We start from the raw sequence: 22,096 nt of genomic DNA on the forward strand, positions 1-22,096 counted from the left end.
CTCACCCGAGGGAATCAGCCCCGCAGCGCGGGGGCAAGCGGACATCGACAGGGTTGGAGCCCATTCTGCAACAGGCTCCTATCCTGACATATTTTCTCTTCCAGGAACGCCGCGCGGGCGATCAGGCATCTCCCATCGCGCGCAAGGCCATGGTGCCGAAAGATGGGGCAGCACTGCCGTCACCATGGCGCAACTCCACCTTTGCCGGGGCATCCTCGCCCGGCAGTCGCGGAAAGTCGCGGCGGCTCAACCGGCCCGCCGGCGGGTGCACGGTCGGGTTGGCGGCATCGGCCAGGGCGCGCACGAAGCTGCGCCACCAGCGCCCGACATCATTGGTGCTGATCACCGCCATCATCGCCTGCCAGCGTTCACGCCGTTCGCTCAGGCTCATGGTCAGGCCCTGATGCAGCTTGTCGGCGGTCTGGGCGTGGTCCAGCGGGTTCACGATCAGGGCCGTTTCCAGCTCCTGGGCGGCGCCGGCGAAGCGCGACAGCATCAACACGCCGGGATCTTCCGGATCCTGCGCCGCGACATATTCCTTGGCGACCAGATTCATCCCGTCATGCAACGGCGTCACCAGCGCCATCCGCGCCATGCGCAGCACGCCGGCCAGGGTCTCACGCGGAATACCGCGATTGATATAGCGCAGCGGCAGCCAGTCGGGTTCCGAGAAGCGGCCGTTGATCCGCCCGCTCACCTCTTCCAACTCGCGCCGGATCGCCACATATTCCGGCAGCTTGCTGCGCGATTGCGAGGCGATCTGCAGGAACGACATCGTGCGGTGCAGCTCCGGGTGGCGCTCCAGCAGGCATTCATAGGCCAGCATCCGATGCGGCAGCCCCTTGGTATAATCCAGCCGGTCCACCCCCAGCACCAGCGACCGTCCGGCCAGCCCGTTCTGCAACTGCCGGCAGTAATCCGACCCGGCATGCGCCTCGGCGGCCTTGGCAAAGGCCATGGGGTCGATCGAGATCGGAAAGACCGAGGCCCGGCACTGGCGCCCGAAGGCGTCCACCCGGCCATCCATCGATACGGTGCCCTGCGCCTCATAGCGGATATAATCGTGGAAGGCGCGCAGATCCGTCCCGGTCTGAAAGCCGATCAGATCGGCATGGCACAGCCCTTCGATCAACCGGCGGTGTTCGGGCAGGGCGGCGAAGGTCTCGGCGGCCGGAAACGGCGTGTGGAGGAAGAAGCCGATCGGGTTGCGCAGGCCGCGCCGGCGCAGTTCCTGAGCCGCGGGCATCAGGTGATAGTCATGGATCCAGATCATGTCGTCGGGATGCAGGAACGGCATCAGCCGCTCCACGAACTGGATGTTCACCGACTGATAGGTGGAAAACCGCTGCGCCGAGTGATGCATCAGATGCGGCGCGCTGTGCAGCACCGGCCACAGCGCCTCATTGGCATAGCCGTTGTAATAGCCGCGATGATCGGCCGGGGTCAGGTCCATGGTCGCGACCCGATAGCCGCCCGGCTGGGGCTCGGGCGGCTGCACGGCGGGGGTTTCGCTTAACGCCCCGCTCCATCCGAACCACAGGCCGGCGGTTTCCGACAGGGCCTCGCGCACCGCCACCGCCAGCCCGCCGGTGGCGCCGGCATCGTCACGCGACTGCGGTTCCGCCCGTGCCACGCGGTTGGAGATCACGACAATACGTTTCAAGATCCGTCCTCCAAGCTCACGGCTGCATCTCCGGTCCCGGCCAACGCCGATGCCATGTGCCAAGCCCTGTGGGTGCCTTCTGACCTGAATTTTCACTCTTGGATCCACAACGCGGAACCGACCCGAAAGTTCCACTTCGGGCCGGTTCCGGGTGCCGGTGCCGGTGCCGGGCGGCCAGATCGCCAACCCGGCTTTCATCCCGCTGTCTCAAAGGCTCGCGGTCAGAGGGCCAGCCCGTGCAGCCAGTCGCGGAACAGCCCGGCATCGGGGACCATCCAGCGGGCCGCCGTGGCGGGCGCCCCCGGGGTTGCCGGTGGTGGTGGTGGCCCGACGCGGATGGAGTGGCCGCCGAAGGCATTGACCATCGCGAAGCCGTCCTCATCGGTGACGTCATCGCCGATGAACACCGGAATCCGGCCGCGAAACGGCGCATCCTGCATGAAGCCGCGGATCGCGGTGCCCTTGTCGGCGCCGGGCATCCGCACCTCCACCACCATCTTGCCGGGCACCACCGTCAGCGGCGGATCGGTGACGGTCGCCAGCGCCCGCGCCACCCGGTCCACCGCCGGCCCGGCCGACGGCCGGGCGCGGTAATGCACGGCATAGCCACAGGACTTCCGTTCGATCAAGGTGCCGGGCGTATCGGCCACGAACCGCTCCAGCACCTGACCCACCTCGATGAATCCGCGGGCCAGCGACACCGGCGGGTGGTCGCGCCGCTCCAGCCCGTGCTGGCCTGCCGCCGGCAGCACGGCCGGATGGAACAGCCGGTCCAGTTCGCCCAGTGTCCGGCCGCTGACCAGGGCCACCGCGCCATCGAAGCGGCCATGCAGCCGCTGAAGCAGCTCGGGCAGGCCCGGTGTCACCACAACCGCATCGGGGGTGGGTGCGATGTCGATCAGGCAGCCGTCGACATCCAGAAACAATGCCCAGTCCGGCATCGGCTCGGGCAGCAGCCCGGCCGGACCGGTGCCGGCATCGGTGCCACTGCCAGCCCCGGCGGCCGGCTGTTCCCCGCCGCTCATATCCTCAAGCTCCCGCCGGCTTGCTGCCCGTGCCGGACTGCCGACCGGGCGTGAACGGCGCCGAGGCCGGCGCGCTGCCGCTGCCGGTCGTGCCGGGCGCGCCAGTGGAGGTCGTGCCGGGCGCGCCGGTGGGGGATGTGCCGGGCGCGGTGCTTCCGGCCGTCCTGCCGGCCGTGCCGGCGCCCGCCTCTGCCCCGGCGCCCTCCTCCTCCATCCGGCGGCGGAAGCGGCGCAGATCGTCGACCAGCTGGCGCTTGGGATGGCGCGGCAGCAGCCACTGGCCCAGCCGCCCCAGCAGGCCGGCCGGCACCTCATAGCGCAGCGTCACCACCATTTCGGTGCGCGGTCCACCATCGCCATCGGCGCTATCGTCGGGCAGGAACTCGACCATGCCGCTGTTCTGAACCTCGGCATCCTCGGTGGTTTCCCACGCGATCCGCCGGTTGGGGATGTCCTGGGTGATCTCGGACACGAAGGACAGGCTGTCGCTGGTGGGGCTGTCGATCACCCAGCGCGAGCGGCGGTCGTCGATCGCCTGCACGCTGTGCACATGCGACAGGATGCGCGGCAGGTTCTCGACATCCCGCCAGCGGGCATACAGTTCCGATGCCGGGCGGTCTATGGTGACCGAGGCGTGGACCTCCGACGTGCTGTGGCCGTTGATCTCGCTGGTGTCGCGGGTGTCGATGCCCAGCTTTTCATACAGCGCGCAATGGCCCTGCAGGCCGCGCGCGATCAGCATGCCGCCGGTCGCCACCGAGGCGATGCCGCCCAGCGCGCCCAACCGATCCGAGCGCAGGCCGTGGCGGACAAGCCAGACGCCCGCCGCCAGGGACGCCACCTGTTCAAGCGTGTGGATATTCGCCTGGTTGCCGCTGTCGGCGCTCTGGTCTCTGGACTTGGCCATGATCAGGTTCCTTGTCATCGGGCAGGGTATCGGACACTGGCGGCTATCCGGCGGGCCCATGTGCGGGCGACCGGTCTGCCGCCCCGGACCAGCACAACCCGTCGCGGTGCGAAGGGTTCCAGAGCCGGCGGCAGGGGATCGCTCACGGAACCATTCGCGCCGCCGACGGGTTGATGGTCCGAGATCAAGCGGCCCCGCCAGCCGCCCCCGCCCGACGACGAGGATCAGCCGGCATGCAGGATCAGAAGCGCCCCACCTCAACGCAACCGACCCCGATGCATCCGGGCACAGGCCATGAACATGAAGACGACGACGCCCGTCACCGGCGCCTGCGCGAGATCGCCCACCGGATCTGGGAGGCGGATGGCCGCCCGGAGGGCCGCGCCGAGGCCCACTGGCTGGCGGCCGAGGCCGAACTTGCCGCCGAAGAGGCAGCCCGCGACAGCATTCCGCCCACAGGTGACGGCTGCGGCCCGGAAGAGGGTGGCCCCGCCCCGGGCATCCGCGCCCGTCGCGCGCTCGCCAAGGTCAATGAGAGCATGGGGAAGGCCGGGCCGGAAAAGACCGTGGCAAGGAGGAAGCCGGCCAGGACCAGGCCCGCATCCGGAGCGGAGGCCCCCGGCACCGCCGACACGCCCGTCCGCGCCCCCACGCCCGCCCGCACCTCACGCGGCCGCATCCGCCGCCCGTCGGAGGACGCATGACCCCGCAGACCCAGACGACCAGCCCGCTGCCCGCGAGGGCGGACGGGCGCTGGCGGCCGCGCATCTGCCTGCTGCCGGCCGCGACCGCGCTGGACCCGCAGGCCCTGACCGCCGCCGCCGCCCATGGCCGCGATCTTGGCTTCAGCCATCTGCTGCTGGCAGGGCCGCTGGTCGAAGCGCGTGTGGCACCATCGGTCGCGATTGCGGCCGAGCACGGCCTGGGCCTGCTGGTCGACCTCGACCCCCTCGACGACCTTGCCGTCGACCCTGCCGATCCGAGATGGCTGAGCCGCCGCCAGGGCGATGCGCGGGCACCCCTCTCCGACCATGATGCCCGCCGGCGGGTCGACCGCATGGCCGGGCAACTCGCCGGTCTGGCCGCCGCCGGCATCGCCGGTGTGCGCTGCATGGCGCCCGCAGCCCTTGACGGCGCGGACTGGCGACGGGTGATCGATCGGGGCAGGCAGGCGCGGGGCGATCTGCGCGCCATCGTCTGGACCCATGGCGTCGCCGCCCATGTGGTCGCGGGGCTGGAGGATTGCGGCTTCGACGCCGCGGTCGCCTCGGATGCCTGGTGGAATCTGGCCGATGACTGGCTGTATCAGGAGATCGCCCGGCTGTCGCGGATCGGCAGCGTGCTCGCCTGCCCGGAGGTGCCGTTCGGGCCGCGTCTGGGCGAAACCGCCGGCAGTGCGGCCGCCGCCGGGATCGCCGCCACCCGCGCGTTGCGGCTGGCGCCCTGGCTGTTCGACGGGCTGATCCTGCAAACCGGTTTCGCCTGGGGCGACCCCGATCCGCTGCGCCCCGACGCCATACCCCGCCCCCGCCCGCAGCACCCGGCCTTCGATCTGGCCGCCGCCGTGCGGGTGGCGAATGCCGGTTTCGATCGCCATCCTGTCGACGCAGCGGCCGCTGAAGCCGCGCCCCAGGCGCCCGGGCGGCCGCTTCAGGTGCTGACCGGCGATGGCGGCGGCCTCACCGCCTTGCTGATCGACGGCGACCCCGCCCGGCTGCTGCTGATCAACCGATACACCCATAGACCTCTGACGATCGACCCCCATGCCCTGCTGGCACGGCAGGACCGGGTGCAGGTGCTGGAAGGGTTGACCCCCGGTCAGCCGCTGACCCTGGCGCCGGGCGGCGTTCAGGCGCTGGCCGCCACGCCGTCGATGCCGGTGCGCGGCCGCGACCCCGGCACACCGGCCAGGGCCGCCGCCGCCCCGCGCATCGCCATCGAGGGCGTGTCACCATTGATCGATGGCGGCCGCTATCCGGTGCGCCGCCGACTGGGCGACAGCCTGACGGTGGAGGCCGACATCTTCGCCGATGGCCATGACGTGCTGAAGGCGGTGCTGCGCTGGCGCCCCGACGAGGAGATGACCGGCGACGACATGGTGTGGCAGGAGGCCCCGATGGCACCGGTGATCAACGATCGCTGGCGTGGCCGGATGCCGCTGAACCGGTTGGGACGGGTGCGGTTCGAGATCATGGCCTGGCGCGACGCCTGGGGATCGTACCGCGCCGATCTGGCCAAGAAACAGGCGGCGGGCGCCGTCCGCGCGGTGGATGTCGATGACGGGCTGGCGCTGTTGAAGGCCCATGACATCAACGACATCGCGCTTCAGGTGGAAACCGCCGCCGATCAGGCGACGCAGGTCGCCCGCATGCTCGATCAGGAAACCCGCGATGCCATGGCGCTGGTCGATCCGCGCCCCTTCGCCAGTGCCACCCCCACCGATTATCCGGTCGAGGTCGAACGCCGACGCGCCGGCTATTCGGCGTGGTACGAGCTGTTCCCCCGATCGGAAACCGACAGCCCCGACCGGCATGGCCGGTTCCCCGACGTCATCAGGCGCCTGCCCGATATCCGGGCCATGGGCTTCGACGTGCTGTACATGCCGCCGATCCATCCGATCGGGCGCACCAACCGCAAGGGCCGCAACAACAGCCTGACCGCCGGTCCCGACGATCCGGGAAGCCCCTATGCCATCGGCTCGAACGAGGGTGGCCACGACGCCATCCATCCCGAGCTTGGCACGCTGGAGGATTTTCGCGCGCTGGTGCGGGCCGCCGCCGCGCTGGACATGGAGGTGGCGCTGGATTTCGCCATTCAGTGCTCGCCCGATCACCCCTGGCTGCGCGCGCATCCCGACTGGTTCGCCTGGCGGTCCGACGGCTCGATGCGCTATGCCGAGAACCCGCCCAAGCGCTATGAGGACATCGTCAATGTCGACTTCTATGCCGACGGCGCGGTGCCCGATCTGTGGCAGGCGCTGCGCGACGTCGTGGCCTTCTGGGTGGGCGAGGGCGTGCGGCTGTTCCGGGTCGACAACCCGCACACCAAGCCCTTCCCGTTCTGGGAATGGCTGATCGCCGACATCAAGCGCGACCACCCCGACACCGTGTTCCTGGCCGAAGCCTTCACCCGGCCCAAGGTGATGTACCGGCTGGCGAAGATCGGCTTCGCGCAGTCTTATACATACTTCACCTGGCGCCACACCAAGTCTGAACTCACCGACTATTTCACCGAACTCAGCACGCCGCCGGTGGTGGATGTCTTCGGGCCGCATGTCTTCGTCAACACGCCCGACATCAACCCCACCTTCCTGCAAACGGCCGGCCGCGCCGGCTTTCTGCAACGCGCCTGCCTTGCCAGCATGCTGTCGGGTTTGTGGGGCATGTATAACGGCTTCGAGCTGTGCGAGGGCGCGGCCCTGCCCGGGCGCGAGGAATATCTCGACAGCGAGAAATACGAGATCAAGCCGCGCGACTGGAACCGGCCCGGCAATATCCGCGCCGAAATCGCGATGCTGAACCGTATCCGCGACCAGAACCCTGCCCTTCAGGACAATCGCGGACTGGTCTTCCACAGCATTCATCACGACCAGATGCTGTTGTTCAGCAAATCGACGGCACTGGGCGACAACGTGGTGCTGGTGGCGGTGAACCTGGATCCGCACAACGCCCATGATGCCGCCATGGATCTGCCCTTCGACCTGTGGGGGCTGGAACCCGATGCCGTGCTGCCGGCCGAGGATCTGGTCACCGGCAACCGTTTCACCTGGGCGGGCCGCCAGCATCATCTGCGGCTCGATCCTGCCTGGCTTCCCTTCGCGATCTGGCGGGTGCGCCCGCCACAGAAAGGCTGAACCGCATGTCGCCTGCCACGCCGAAGACCTCGTCCCCGCGCGGGCACCGGTCGCGCGGTCCCTTCCGGGCGACCGATGCCCGCGCGGCCGCTGCCCATCCGGCCGACCCGCTCTGGTACAAGGACGCGGTCATCTATCAGTTGCACGTGAAGTCGTTCTTCGATGGCAACAATGATGGTATCGGCGACTTCGCCGGCCTGATCAGCCGGCTCGACTACATCGCCGATCTGGGCGTCGATACCATCTGGCTGCTGCCGTTCTATCCCTCGCCCCTGCGCGATGACGGCTATGACATCGCCGATTATCGCAACGTCAATCCCGACTACGGCACCCTCGCCGAGTTCCGCCGTTTCGTGACCGAGGCCCATGCCCGCGGCATGCGGATCATCACCGAGCTGGTGATCAACCACACCTCCGACACCCATCCCTGGTTCCAGCGCGCCCGCAAGGCGAAGCCGGGATCGGCGCATCGAAATTTCTATGTCTGGTCCGATGACGACCGCAAATTTCCCGAAACCCGGATCATCTTTCTCGACACCGAGAAATCGAACTGGACCTGGGATGCCGAGGCCGGGGCCTATTACTGGCACCGGTTCTATTCACACCAGCCCGATCTGAATTTCGACAACCCGCGCGTGCTCGACGCGGTGCAGAGCGTGATGCGCTTCTGGCTGGATATGGGCGTCGACGGCCTCCGGCTCGACGCCGTGCCGTATCTGATCGAGCGCGAGGGCACCAGCAACGAGAACCTGCCCGAGACCCACGCGGTTCTGAAGAAGATCCGCGCCCATCTGGATGAGCATTACAGCGACCGCATGCTGCTGGCCGAGGCCAATCAATGGCCGGAAGACACCCAGGAATATTTCGGCGCCGGCGACGAATGCCACATGGCGTTTCATTTCCCGCTGATGCCGCGCATGTATATGAGCATCGCCCAGGAAGACCGCTTCCCGATCACCGACATCATGCGCCAGACGCCGGAGATTCCGGATGGCTGCCAATGGGCGATCTTCCTGCGCAATCACGACGAACTGACGCTGGAGATGGTGACCGAGACCGAGCGCACCTTCCTGTGGGAAACCTATGCCTCCGACCGTCGCGCCCGGATCAATCTGGGCATCCGCCGCAGGCTGGCGCCGCTGCTGGAACGCGACCGCCGGCGCATCGAGCTGATGCACAGCCTGTTGCTGACCATGCCCGGCACCCCGGTGCTGTATTATGGCGACGAGATCGGCATGGGCGACAATGTCCATCTGGGCGACCGCGATGGCGTGCGCACGCCGATGCAGTGGTCGCCCGACCGCAATGGCGGGTTCTCGCGCGCCGACCCGGAACAGTTGATCCTGCCGCCGATCATCGGCCCGCTTTACGGCCATGCCGCGGTCAATGTGGAAACCCAGCTCCGCGACAGCCATTCGCTGCTGCACTGGACCCGGCGCATGCTTCAGGTGCGCCGCCGCTTCCGGGCCTTCGGTCGCGGCCGGCTGGATTTCCTCTATCCCGGCAATCGTCGGGTTCTGGCCTATCTGCGCGGCGATGACGACGCCACCATCCTGTGCGTCGCCAATCTGTCGCGGACCGCCCAGGCGGTGGAGCTGGATCTGTCGCGCTATCAGCACCACGTGCCGGTGGAACTGGTCGGGGGCGCCACCTTCCCGCCGATCGGCCAGTTACCCTACCTCCTGACCTTGCCACCATATGGCTTTTACAGCTTTGAGTTGCAGCCCGAGGCGGATGCCCCGGCCTGGCACCAGCCGGCCCCCGATCCGCTGCCCGATTACCAGACCTTCGTGTTGCGCCGTGGTCTGGCGCAGTTGATCGACGATCCGCATCGCCAGCGTCTGACCCATGACGTGCTGCCGGAATGGCTGGCGAAGCGGCGCTGGTTCGCGGGCGGCGACGGCATCGCCGCCGATGCCGTCAGCCTGGGGTTCGTGGAACCGCTGCCCGGCAGTGACGGCGCTATCCTGATCGCCGGGGTCGATGTCCGCCACGGTGATGGCGGCCAGGACCGGCACATCCTGCCGCTGGGCATCCTGTGGGATGCCGATCGCGCCGACGCATCGTCGACCGCGGTGCGGCTGGCCCTGGCGCGGGTGCGCCAGACCGCCCGCGTCGGGCTGCTCACCGACGGCTTCGCGCTGGAAAGCTTCGCCCGCGCGGTCATTGCCGGCATTGCCGCCGGCAGCGGGGCGGATGCCGGCGGGGCCGCCGGTGGGACCGCTGGCGTGCCGGGCCTCAGGGCCGTGGCCGGTTCCGACGAGGCGCGGCAGGTCGCCGCATCGATCGCGCCCGATGCGCCGGTGCGCTGGCTTGGCACCGAACAGACCAACAGTTCGCTGATCATCGGCGAGACCGCCATGATCAAGCTGATCCGCCGTTTCGCCCCCGGCATCAATCCGGAAGCCGAAATGGCCCGCCATCTCACCGCCGCCGGCTATGCCGGCGTCGCCGACTTCCTGGGCGAGCTGGTCTGGCAGGGCGGTCAGGACGGCGATGGTGGCAGCGATCACGGCGGCACCGTCGCCGTGGTGCAGCGCTTCATCCGCAATCAGGGTGATGGCTGGGGCTGGATCACCGACCAGCTTGCCCGGGCGCTGGATGCCCTGCACACCAGCGATCACGACCGGCTGGAGGATGTCGTCTCGGGCATCCGCGATCTGGCCGCCACCATCGGCCGGCGGCTGCGCGATCTGCATGACGTGCTGGCGCGGCCATCCGACGACCCCGATTTCGCGCCCGAAACCGCCGATCCCGCCACCGCCGATGCCTGGATGGCACGGATGGCCGACGGGCTGGATGCGGCCTTCGCGATCATCGCCCGTCAGGAGGCGGGCGAGGGCTGGGTCGCCGCCGACGATGCCGCCGCCGCGCGCCTGGTGCTCGACCGCCGCGACCGGCTGACCGCGCGGATGGCCGAACTGGCCCGCCAGGGCGCAGGCAGCACCCTGACCCGCATCCATGGCGATTTCCATCTGGGTCAGCTTCTGGTCGCGATGGGCGATGTGGTGCTGATCGATTTCGAAGGTGAGCCCAGCCGGGCGCTGGCCTTGCGCCGGGCCAAGGACAGCCCGTGGCGCGACGTCGCCGGGCTGTTGCGCTCGCTCGACTATGTCACCGCGATGCCGTTGAAGGATACAGGCGCCGGCATCGGCAGCGGCGTCGAGCCGGGCGATGCCACGCTGTGGCTGACCCGTCTGCACCACGATGCCGCGGCCGCCTTCCTCGCCGCCTATCTGGGTTGTGAGGGCGATCCCGCCGCCCCTGACATGCCGCCGCTGCTCGACCTGTTCCTGCTCGAAAAGGCCGCCTATGAGGTGGCCTATGAAGCGGACCACCGGCCGCACTGGCTGCCTCTGCCGGTCCATGGTCTGGCCCGCATCACCAAGCGCCTTTGCCCGGAGAGCGATGATGTCGCACGCCCCGACTGATCCCCATGCCCATAGTGCTGCGGCGCATGGCAGCGCGGGAGCCGACCTCAGGGCCACCGACCTTGGGGTCGCCAACTTCGACGGCGGGCGCCGCCCGCCCGTCGACCAAGGCGCCCTGGATGCGCTGGCCGAGGCCCGCCACGGCGACCCCTTCGCCGTGCTGGGGCCACGAACCGATCCCGATGGCGGCATGCGCATCGTCACCATTCAGCCCGACGCGCTGTCGGTGAGGGTGATCGCCACCGATGACGGCCACGAACTGGGCCGGCTCGACCGATTGCACGCCGCTGGCATCTTCGGCGGCACGGTGCCACGGATGGTCGACGACGGCGGTTATCGCCTGCGCCTGACCACGGCCGGGGGCACGTTTGACGTCGACGACCCCTATCGTTTCGGTGCGCTGCTGGGCGATCTGGACCTGCATCTGATCCATGAGGGCCGGCATCTCGATCTGGCCCAGGTGTTGGGCGCCCATGTCACCGAGATCGACGGTGTCGACGGCGCCCGCTTCGCGGTCTGGGCGCCAAATGCCCGCCGGGTGTCGGTGATCGGCGATTTCAACGGCTGGGATGGCCGGCGCCTGGCGATGCGGCTGCGCCATGCGGCGGGCGTGTGGGAACTGTTCGTGCCCGGCGTCACCGCCGGCCGGCTGTACAAATACGAAATCCTCGACGCCAACGGCCAGATCCAGTTGAAGGCCGACCCGATCGCCCAGGCGACCGAAATGCCGCCGGGCACCGCCTCGGTCGTGCCCGATCCCACGCCCTTCACCTGGACCGATGACGGCTGGATGGCGCGCCGCGCCGAGGCCCAGGCGCCGACCGCGCCGATCTCGGTCTATGAACTTCATGCCGCATCCTGGTATCGCGCCGGGGATGGCAGCCATCCCGACTGGGACGGGCTCGCCGACCGGCTGATCCCCTATCTCTCGACGCTCGGCTTCACCCATGTCGAGCTGCTGCCGGTGATGGAGCATCCCTTCGGCGGATCATGGGGTTATCAGCCGCTGGGGCTGTTCGCGCCCACGGCCCGCTTCGGCCGGCCGCGCGGTTTCGCGCGCTTCGTCGACCGCTGCCATGGCGCCGGTATCGGCGTGATCCTCGACTGGGTGCCGGCGCATTTCCCGTCGGACCCCCATGGTCTGGCCCGGTTCGACGGCACGGCGCTCTATGAACATGCCGATGAACGCGAGGGCCGCCACCGCGACTGGAACACGCTGATCTATAATGTCGGCCGGCGCGAGGTCTCGGGCTTCCTGATCGCCTCGGCGCTCTACTGGCTGGAGCGCTATCACATCGATGGCATCCGGGTCGATGCCGTGGCCTCGATGCTCTATCGCGATTACAGCCGCAATGCCGGCGAATGGGTGCCCAACATCCATGGCGGGCGCGAGAATCTGGAAGCGGTCGCCTTTCTGCGCCAGATGAACCAGGCCATCAGCGCGCGCGTGCCCGGCGCCATCACGATCGCCGAGGAAAGCACCGCCTGGCCGGGTGTCACCGCGCCGCTGGGCGAGGATCCGGACGGCACCAGTCTGGGCTTCAGCTATAAATGGAATATGGGCTGGATGCACGACAGTCTGGAGTATATGGCGCAGGATCCCATCCATCGCCGCTTCCATCATGGCTCGCTCACCTTCAGCCTGGTCTATGCCTGGTCGGAACGCTATGTCCTGCCGCTGTCGCATGACGAGGTCGTGCATGGCAAGGGCTCGCTCTATGGCCGGATGCCCGGCGACGACTGGCAGAAGCGCGCCAATCTCCGGGCCTATTTCGCCTTCATGTGGACCCATCCGGGCCGCAAGCTGATCTTCGCCGGCGGCGAACTCGGCAACCCGCGCGAATGGAACCACGACGCCTCGACGCCCTGGGATCTGCTCGACAATCCCGGCCATCGCGGCATTCAGAAGCTGGTCGCCGATCTCAACCGGCTCTACACGCGGGAGCCGGCCCTGCACCGCGCCGACGACCAGCCGTCGAGCTTCCTGTGGCTGGTCGGCGACGACGCCGCCAACAGCGTCATCGCCTATATCCGCCGCACCGGTGAAGACGACCCGGAGCCCGACATCCTGGTGGTCGCCAACCTCACCCCGGTGCCGCGGTATGATTACCGCATCGGCGTGCCAACAGCCGGCCTGTGGCACGAGATCCTGAACACCGATGCCACCGATTATGGCGGCAGCGGCATGGGCAATGGCGGGCAGGTGATGGCGCTGGAGGAACCGTCCCATGGCCGGCCGGCCTCGCTGTCGCTGACCCTGCCACCGCTCGCGACCCTGCTGCTCCGCCATGGTCCCGGCATCGGTCGCGGCCCCCTTCCCAGTCATACCGACGACAGCCCTGTCCAGGAAAGGTGACGCCTCATGCCGGCACCAGCCGATCGCCTGCTCCCCGGACGTCCCTGGCCGCTTGGTGCCACATGGGACGGGCTGGGGGTGAATTTCGCCGTGTTCTCAGGCAATGCCAGCCGGATCGACCTGTGCCTGTTCGATGCGCAGGGCCGCCGGCAGCTTGCCTGCCTGACCCTGCCCGAATGCACCGACGAGGTCTGGCACGGCTATCTGCCCGATGCCGGGGAAGGCATCGTCTATGGCTATCGCGCCCACGGACCCTATGAGCCCGAGCGCGGCCACCGCTTCAATCCCAACAAGCTTCTGCTCGACCCCTATGCCCGCCAGATCCGGGGCCGGCTGCGCTGGTCCGATCATCTGTTCGGCTATAATCTGCGCTCGCCGCGCCGCGATCTGTCGTTCGACCGTCGCGACAGCGCCCCGGCGATGCCGAAATCGGTGGTCACCGTCGATACCTTCGACTGGGGCGACGACCGGCCGCCGCAGGTGCCGTGGCGCGACACGGTGATCTATGAAGCGCATCTGCGCGGCATCAGCATGCTGCGCGACGATCTGCGCGCCCATGAGCGCGGCAGCTTCGCGACCCTCGCCGACCGCCGCTTCATCGATCATCTTCAGGGGTTGGGGGTCACGGCCGTGGAATTGCTGCCGGTGCATGCCTTCGTGCATGACCGCCGGCTTCAGGACATGGGCCTGAGGAATTATTGGGGCTATAACAGCATCGGCTTCTTCGCGCCGGACCCGGCCTATCTTGCCAGTGACACGCTGAACGAGATGCGGGTGGCGATCCGCAAGCTGCATGCCGCCGGCATCGAGGTGATCCTCGACGTGGTCTACAACCACACCGCCGAGGGCAGCGAGCTCGGCCCCACACTCAGCTTCCGCGGGCTCGACAACGCCAGCTATTACCGGCTGGTGCCGGGGGCGGAACGGCACTGCATCAACGATACCGGCTGTGGCAACACGCTCAACCTGCCGCATCCCCGCGTGTTGCAGATGGTGATGGATTCGCTGCGCCACTGGGTGACGCATTATCATATCGACGGCTTCCGCTTCGATCTGGGCGTCACGCTGGGCCGGGAAGGCACCGGCTTCGACCCCGGTTCGGGCTTTTTCGATGCGATCATTCAGGATCCGGTGCTGTCGCGGGTGAAGCTGATTTCCGAGCCCTGGGACACCGGCCCCGGCGGCTATCAGCTCGGCAACCACCCGCCGCCCTTCGCCGAATGGAACGATCGCTATCGCGACAGCCTGCGCCGCTACTGGCGCGGCGACCCGGGGCAGATCAGCGCCCTTGCCGGCGGGCTTGCGGGGTCGAGCGATGTTTTCGACCATCGCCATCGCCTGCCGTCCGCCTCGATCAATTTCGTCACCGCCCATGACGGCTTCACGCTGCGCGATCTGGTCTCGTATGCCGAAAAGCACAACGAGGCCAATGGCGAGGGCAACAATGACGGCCATGGCGAGAACATCTCGGCCAATTGGGGCGTCGAGGGGCCGACCGACGACCCGGTGATCGAAGATACCCGCGCCCGGCTGCAACGGGCGATGCTGGCGACGCTGCTGGTCTCGCAAGGCACGCCGATGCTGCTGGGCGGCGACGAACTCGGCCGCAGCCAGCAGGGCAACAACAACGCCTATTGCCAGGACAACGAGATATCCTGGATCGACTGGACCCGGCTCGACACGCCGGCCGGCGCCTCGCTCGCCCGCTTCACCGCCCGGATGGTGGCCATCCGCCGGCGGTTCGCGGTGCTGCGCAGCCGGCGGTTTCTGCATGGCGCCGAACACTACGCCTATGGCCTGTCCGATATCGCCTGGTTCGGCACCGATGGCCAGCCGGCGACGGATGACGCCTGGAACGATCCTGAGACCCGCGCCGTGGCACTCAGCCGCGTCGGCGCGTCGGATGTCGACCCGGACCGGCTGGATGTGGTGCTGCTGCTGTTGAATGCCGGCGCCGACGATGCCGTGTTCACCCTGCCTTATGCCGGTCTGGGCGATCACGGGCTGCATTGGCGGCGGCTGGCCGACAGCGCCGATGCGGCGCTGGAGGAAACCCATGTCACCGGCGGTCCGATGACGGTGGCCGCGCGCAGCCTGCGCCTGCTGGCGGCCGATCTGCCGCGTGATCCGCCGCCCGAATGGCGCTTCGGCCACCCGCTGCCGGCCGGGGCCGAACTGCTCGCCGCCGACCGCACACGATTCCGGCTATGGGCGCCCGATGCCGGCGCGGTCTCGCTTCTGCTCGATGGCCGCGCGCCGCAGCCGATGCAGCCGGCGGGTGACGGCTGGTTCGAGCTGACCGCCGATTGCGGTGCCGGCAGCCGCTATCACTATGGCATCGGCGATGCCGGCCACGGCGATCAGGTGCTGGCGGTGCCCGACCCGCTGTCGCGTTTCCAGCCCGACGACATCCACGGGCCGTCCGAGGTCATCGACCCGCGCGCCTTCGCCTGGCGTCATGGCGACTGGCAGGGCCGCCCCTGGCACGAGGTGGTGCTGCTGGAGGTTCATGTCGGGTTGTGGGGCGGTTTCGCCGGCGTCACCCAGCGGCTGCGCGAGGTGGCGGCGATGGGTTTCACCGCCATCGAACTGATGCCGGTGAACGATTTCCCCGGCAGCCGCAACTGGGGCTATGACGGCGTGCTGCCCTATGCGCCTGACAGCGCCTATGGCCGGCCCGAAGCGCTGAAGACCCTGATCGACACCGCGCACGGCCTGGGGCTGATGGTGTTCCTGGACGTGGTCTACAACCATTTCGGCCCGGACGGAAACTATCTCGGCGCCTATGCCGCGGGCTTCTTCCGCGACGACATCGACACCCCCTGGGGCCAGGCGATCGATTTCCGCAGGCCAGAGGTGCGGCAATATTTCACGCAGAACGCCCTGTACTGGCTGATGGAATACCGCGTCGACGGCCTGCGGCTCGACGCCGTCCACGCGATCAGCGAGGCCGATTGGCTGGACGAGGCCGCGCAGATCGTCCGCCGCGCGGTCGAGCCCGGCCGTCATGTCCATCTGGTGCTGGAGCATGACGAGAACGTCGCCGCCCATCTGGGCGAGGGCCGCTATGACGCGCAGTGGAACGACGACGCCCATCACGTGCTGCATGTGCTGCTGACCGGCGAGACCGACGGCTATTACGCCGATTACGCCCATGATCCGGCCGGGAAGCTGGCGCGCGCGCTGGCCGAGGGCTTCGTCTATCAGGGCCACCCGTCATCCTATCGCGACGGCACGCCGCGCGGTCAGCCCAGCGGCCATCTGCCGCCCACGGCCTTCGTCAATTTCATCCAGAACCACGACCAGATCGGCAACCGCGCCTTCGGCGACCGGATGACCACGCTGGCCGATCCGGACGCCCTGGCGGCGGCGATCGCCCTGCTGCTGCTGTCGCCACCGATCCCGCTGATGTTCATGGGCGAGGATTGGGGCAGCACCCGGCCCTTCCTGTATTTCACCGACCACAACGACGAGCTGGCGCCGCTGGTGCGCGACGGGCGGCGGCGCGAATTCGCCCGGTTCAGCCGCTTCGCCGACGACCACAGCCGCGCCCGCATTCCCGACCCCAACGCGCCGCTGACCTTCGAGACCTCACGCGTCGAGCCCGACGATGCCGATGACGGCGCGGCCCGGGCACGCCGCGCGCTGGTCGCCGGCCTGCTGGCGCTGCGGGCGCGCGAGATCATGCCGCGCCTGCCTGGCGCCGCCTCGATCGGTGCCGGTGCGATCGGCCCGGCGGCGGTGCGCGCCCGCTGGCGGCTGGGCGACGGCCAGATCCTGACCGTGCTGTGCAATCTGGGCACCGAGCCGGTCGCCCTTCAGGACCGTCCCGATGGCCGCTGGCTCTATGTCGTGCCCGGCGCGATCGACGCGCTGGAGGCGGGCGAACTGCGCCCCCGCACCACCGCCGTCATCCTGTCGGACCCCACCCCGTCAGATCCGGAGGGCGCCGCCGATGAAGGATCGTGACACAGCACTTGCAGCCCTTGCCACTGCCGCCGGCATCGCCACCGCCTGGGAGGATGCCGCCGGCCAGCCACATGAGGTATCGCCCGACACGCTGCGCGCGCTGCTGGCGGTGCTGGACCTGCCCGCCGGCTCCGTGGCCCAGATCCGCGAAAGCCACGACCGCCTCGCCCGCGAAGACCGCCTCGCCCGCGAACCGGGGGCGCCGTCACAGGTGCCACCACTGGCCCCGCCGGTGCCCGATCGCTGTTTCAGCCTCGCCGACGCCACCGGCGACAGCAACCCCAGGCACAGCGACCCCAGGCTCTGGGGCATCGCCGCGCAGCTCTACAGTCTCAGGCGCCATGACGGCGCCGGAGACGGGGCGGGACATGGCGATCTGGGCTGCGGCGACACAACGGCGCTGGCCAGCCTGGCCCGCGCCGCCGCCGCCCAGGGTGCCGCCTGTATCGGCGTCAGCCCGGTGCACGCGCTGTTCGATGCCGACCCGTTGAGCTACAGCCCCTATTCGCCGTCGAGCCGGCTGTTCCTGAACACCATGATCATCGATGCTGACGCCATCGCCGGCGCGGACGAAACCGCCCGCAGCCTCGACCGGCTGGGCCTTGGAGCCAAGGCACGGCGCGTGGCGGCGGAACCGCTGATCGACTGGCCGGCGGTGGCACGTGTCAAGCAGGCGGTGATGCACGATCTGCTGGCCCGCCATGGCGCGCGGATCGAAGCCGACCCCGATTATCGTGGCTTCGCGGCCGCCGGCGGTGACGCCCTGGCCGACCATGCCCGGTTCGAGGCGATCGACGCCCATATGCGTGCCACCCATGGCGCCGACGGCACCGGCACCGACGGCCATCCCCCCCATGGCTGGCGCGGCTGGCCCGAAGCGTTTCGCGATCCGCGCTCGCCGGCCGTGGCGGCCTTCGCCCGCGACCATCAGGACGCCGTGGCGCGGGCGCTGATGCTGCAATGGCAGGCGAGCCGGGGCCTGAGTGCCGCCCATCAGGCGGCGCGCGATGCCGGCATGCCGGTGGGGCTGATCGCCGATCTGGCGATCGGGGTCGATGGCAGCGGCGCCCAGGCGTGGAGTCATCAGGACCAGATGCTGATCGGCGCCACCATCGGCGCGCCGCCCGATCTGTTCAACCCGCTGGGCCAGAACTGGGGGCTTGCCGCCTTTTCACCCCGCGCGCTCGCCGCCAGCGGTCATGCCGCCTATATCCAGATGCTGCGCGCCGCCCTGCGCCATGCCGGCGGCATCCGCATCGATCATATTCTGGGGCTGATGCGGCTATGGCTGATCCCCGAGGGTGCGGCACCCGCCGAGGGCGCCTATCTGCGCTATCCCTTGCAGGATCTGCTGCACGCGACGGTGCTGGAATCGCGCCGGCACCACGCGGTGGTGATCGGCGAGGATCTGGGCACCGTGCCGGCGGGCTTCCGCGACATGCTTGGCGCCCATGGCATTCTGGGCACCCGGGTGCTGTGGTTCGAACGCGACGCCGGCGATAATTTCCTGCCGCCCGATCGCTGGGAACGGTCGGTGGTCGCCACCGCCACCACCCATGACCTGCCGACCACCGCCGGCTGGTGGGCCGGCGCCGATATCGACTGGCGCGAGCGTCTGGGCCTGTTCGGCCCGGGTGAGACCTCGGAAAGCCTGCGCGAACTGCGCGCGCTGGACCGGAGCCGGCTGTGGTCGGCGCTGGACGCCGCCGGCAGTGTCGATGGCATCGAGCCCGCGCCACATGCCTCCGCAGATCCAGTAATTGACGGAACACTCAACTTCTTGGGGCAGACCCCGACGCCGCTGGTGCTGGCGCCGCTGGAAGATCTGGCCGGCCTGGGCGATCAGCCCAACCTGCCCGGCACCATCGCCGAGCATCCCAACTGGCGCCGACGGATGCCCGCCCCGGTGCCCGATCTGCTTGAAACTCCGGCCGCGCGCCGGCGGCTGTCGAGGCTCGGTTCTGGCCGTCGTCATAAAGGTGACCCGTCATGATCCATCCCCGCGCCACCATGCGCCTGCAATTCCACAGCGGCTTCACCTTCGACGACGCGATCGCGACCCTCGACTATATGGCCCGGCTGGGTATCAGCCATGTCTATGCCTCGCCCATCCTGACCGCGCGGCGCGGGTCCACCCACGGCTATGACGTGGTCGACCCCACCCGGGTCAGCGACGCGCTCGGCGGCCGCGACGGCCTGGAACGGCTGGTCGCGGCGCTGCGCCGCCACGATATGGGGCTGATCGTCGACATCGTGCCCAACCACATGGCGGTGGGGCCTGAAAACCCATGGTGGCTGGACGTGCTGGAGAAAGGCGAGGCCAGTCCACATGCCCGGGTGTTCGATATCGACTGGCGGTCGCCCGATCCGCGCCTAAAGGGCAAGGTCCACGCCCCCTTCCTTGGCAGCGATTACGACACGGCGCTGGCCAATGGCGACATCCGGCTGGATTACGACCGCGACGCCGGCCGGTTCTTCATCGATGTTCACGGCAACCGCTTTCCCGTCCGGGCCGAGGATCACGACCTGCTGATCGGCGCCGACCGCCATGGCGCCGCCACCGAAGACACCATCGCCACCGTGCTGGCCGATTTCCGCGAGCCCGAAAGCGGCCCGCGCGCCCTGCACCGCCTGCTCGACCGCCAGCATTACCGGCTGGCCTGGTGGCGCACGGCGGCCGATGAGGTCAACTGGCGGCGGTTCTTCGATATCGGCGAACTGGCGGCGGTGCGCGTCGAGGATCCGGCGGTGTTCGAGGCCACCCACGCCACGATCTTCGACCTGTATGCCGCCGGCCTGATCGACGGCCTGCGCATCGACCATATCGACGGACTGGCCGATCCCGGCGCCTATTGCCGGATATTGCGGGCACGGCTGGACCATCTGCACGGCAAGCGGCCGGAAACGGGGCGGTCCCAAGCGGCGCGGCCCCAGGCGCCACTGATCCTGGTCGAGAAGATCCTGGCCGCCGGCGAGCGGCTGCCCGAAGACTGGCCGGTCGACGGCACCACCGGCTATGATTTCATGAACGACGTGTCGTGCCTGCTGCATGACCCGTCGGGCCGCGGGCCGTTGCGGCGCCTGTGGCAGGAGGTCACGGCTGCCCCCGGTGACCTTTCGAGCCCTGGCGATCCGGCTGCCGAACTGGTTCTGGCCCGCCGGCAGGTGCTGACCACCGCCTTCGACAGCGACCTTGAGCGCTGCGTGCGCACCTTCGCCGATCTGGCGCAGAGCCGCCGGCGCGACCGCGACATCACCCGCGCCGGCATCCGCCGGGTGCTGATCGAGGTGCTGGCACAGTTCCCGGTCTATCGGATCTATGATGACGGCCAGGGCCACAGCGCCGCTTGCGACGCCACCATCGCCTTCGCGGTCGATCAGGCACGCCCCCAAGTCGCTGCGGGCGACCGGCTGACGCTGGAGCGGCTGGCCGACTGGCTGCATGGCGGCAGGGCGCTGGAGCAGGGCGGGATCGATGCGGCGTCCGAGGCCGGCCAGGGCACGGCGCCCTCCGCCGCCGATCTGCGCCGGATCGCCTTGATCCGGTTCCAGCAGTTGACCGCGCCACTGGCCGCGAAAGCCGTGGAAGACACCCTGTTCTATCGCGTGGCGCCGCTGCTGTCGTGCAACGAGGTCGGCGCCGACCCCGATGCGCCGACCCTGGCGCCCGAGGATTTCCACGCCGTCTGCCTGGAACGGCAGGCCCGCCACCCGCGCGGGCTTCTGGCCACCGCCACCCACGATCACAAACGCGGCGCCGATGCCCGGATGCGCATCGCCGTGCTCAGCCAGATGACCGACGAATGGGCGCAGACCCTGCGCGCCTGGCGGCGGATGAACGCGCCATTGCGGCACGGACATGAGGTCGATGGCCAGGGCGATCCCGGCGACGCCGCACGCACGGCCCCCCATCCGGCCGATGAGGTGATGCTGTATCAGACCCTGATCGGCGTCTGGCCCGCGGGCACCGACAGCACCGCCGACAGTCTGGCCGCGGTGGCGGCCGACATCCTGCCCAGAGTGGAGGGCTGGCTGGTCAAGGCGCTGCGCGAAGGCAAGCGCCGGTCGAACTGGGTGGTGCCGGACACCGCCTATGAAGCCGCCTGTACCGCGTTCCTGCGCGCCATTCTGGGGCCGGAGGCGCAGTTTCCGGCCGCACTGGACCGGTTCGTGCGCCGGCTTGCCCCCGCCGCCCTGATCAACAGCCTGACCCAGAGCGTGCTGCACACCACCAGCCCCGGCATCCCCGACATCTATCAGGGCACCGAGGTGATGGATCTGTCGCTGGTCGACCCCGACAATCGCCGGCCGGTCGATCACGAGGCGCTGGCCGGTTTGCTGAACCAGCAAATCCCGCCCGATCAACTGATCGAGATGCCGCGCGATCATGGCGCCGCCAAACAGGCGGTGTTGGCGGCCGTCCTGGCTTTGCGGACGCGCGACCCGCTGCTGTTCACCGAAGGCGCCTATCGGCCATTGACGGTCACCGGTCCCGCCGCCGCCCATGTCCTGGCCTTCGCCCGCCAGCACGATCCCGACGGCGCGGACGATGAGGCGGGGCCGGGTCAGGCGGGACCGCTTGGCCATGTCATCGTGCTGGTCTCGCGCCTCGCCGACCGTCTGCTGCCCGAAGGCGGCCTGCCGCTGGTCCCGCGTGAAGGCTGGGCCGACACGCTGATCGAGATCCCCGACGATCTGGCCGGCCACCACCACGACGCGCTGACCGGCGAAAGTATCGGGCTTACCGCCGGCGGTGTCGCGGTCGCGGGGCTGCTCGCCCGGCTGCCGGTGGCGGTTCTGGTCAGCGGCTGACCGCCGCCTCATGCCCGCGTCATGCATGAGCCGGCATTTTCCGCGGCCGGTTGTGGAACCTGCGCGTGGCCAACCCGGTT

General features: G+C 69.1%; 10 protein-coding genes. 7 read left to right on the forward strand and 3 right to left on the reverse strand.

Annotated elements, in window-relative coordinates; all coding sequences use genetic code 11:
* Window positions 1-121 precede the first annotated feature (121 nt).
* The 3 genes from IEW15_RS02860 to IEW15_RS02870 form a co-directional block, all read right to left on the reverse strand.
* On the reverse strand, window positions 122-1,663 hold the full coding sequence (locus IEW15_RS02860; RefSeq protein ID WP_188574717.1) for an alpha,alpha-trehalose-phosphate synthase (UDP-forming): 1,542 nt from the start codon (window positions 1,661-1,663) through the stop codon (window positions 122-124).
* Window positions 1,664-1,884: 221 nt separating this feature from the next.
* A complete protein-coding gene (gene otsB, locus IEW15_RS02865; RefSeq protein WP_188574718.1) occupies window positions 1,885-2,688 on the reverse strand; it encodes a trehalose-phosphatase in 804 nt (267 codons plus the stop codon).
* A gap of 4 nt (window positions 2,689-2,692) precedes the next feature.
* The gene (locus IEW15_RS02870; protein ID WP_188574721.1) at window positions 2,693-3,595 is read right to left on the reverse strand and encodes an SRPBCC family protein; all 903 of its coding nucleotides are present in this window, start codon (window positions 3,593-3,595) and stop codon (window positions 2,693-2,695) included.
* Window positions 3,596-3,828: 233 nt separating this feature from the next.
* On the opposite strand from IEW15_RS02870, the gene IEW15_RS02875 reads away from it, so the two are divergent.
* From IEW15_RS02875 to treY, 7 genes are read left to right on the forward strand one after another with little or no spacing between them, the layout of a single operon-like run.
* Window positions 3,829-4,299 carry a DUF2934 domain-containing protein gene (locus tag IEW15_RS02875; RefSeq protein ID WP_229707770.1) on the forward strand — a complete coding sequence of 157 codons (471 nt, stop codon included), beginning with the start codon at window positions 3,829-3,831 and terminating at the stop codon, window positions 4,297-4,299.
* Entirely contained in the window at window positions 4,296-7,448 is a 3,153-nt protein-coding gene (locus tag IEW15_RS02880) for an alpha-1,4-glucan--maltose-1-phosphate maltosyltransferase (RefSeq protein ID WP_229707771.1), read from the forward strand. The genes IEW15_RS02875 and IEW15_RS02880 overlap by 4 nt, the downstream gene beginning before the upstream one ends.
* A 5-nt stretch (window positions 7,449-7,453) precedes the next feature.
* Window positions 7,454-10,879, forward strand: a complete 3,426-nt coding sequence (treS, locus tag IEW15_RS02885) for a maltose alpha-D-glucosyltransferase (RefSeq protein ID WP_188574723.1) — start codon at window positions 7,454-7,456, stop codon at window positions 10,877-10,879.
* Window positions 10,860-13,235, forward strand: a complete 2,376-nt coding sequence (gene glgB / locus IEW15_RS02890; protein ID WP_188574725.1) for a 1,4-alpha-glucan branching protein GlgB — start codon at window positions 10,860-10,862, stop codon at window positions 13,233-13,235. Before treS ends, glgB begins: the two co-directional genes overlap by 20 nt.
* A gap of 6 nt (window positions 13,236-13,241) precedes the next feature.
* Window positions 13,242-17,204 (forward strand): glycogen debranching protein GlgX, encoded by a 3,963-nt coding sequence (gene glgX, locus IEW15_RS26710; protein ID WP_188574727.1) that lies wholly within the window; start codon window positions 13,242-13,244, stop codon window positions 17,202-17,204.
* Window positions 17,191-19,197, forward strand: a complete 2,007-nt coding sequence (gene malQ / locus IEW15_RS02900) for a 4-alpha-glucanotransferase (protein ID WP_188574729.1) — start codon at window positions 17,191-17,193, stop codon at window positions 19,195-19,197. Before glgX ends, malQ begins: the two co-directional genes overlap by 14 nt.
* Complete coding sequence (gene treY / locus IEW15_RS02905; RefSeq protein ID WP_188574731.1) at window positions 19,194-22,016, forward strand: malto-oligosyltrehalose synthase; 2,823 nt, start codon at window positions 19,194-19,196, stop codon at window positions 22,014-22,016. Before malQ ends, treY begins: the two co-directional genes overlap by 4 nt.
* Window positions 22,017-22,096: the final 80 nt, after the last annotated feature.

Origin of the sequence: Tistrella bauzanensis (assembly GCF_014636235.1) — a bacterium.
Classification (GTDB): domain Bacteria; phylum Pseudomonadota; class Alphaproteobacteria; order Tistrellales; family Tistrellaceae; genus Tistrella; species Tistrella bauzanensis.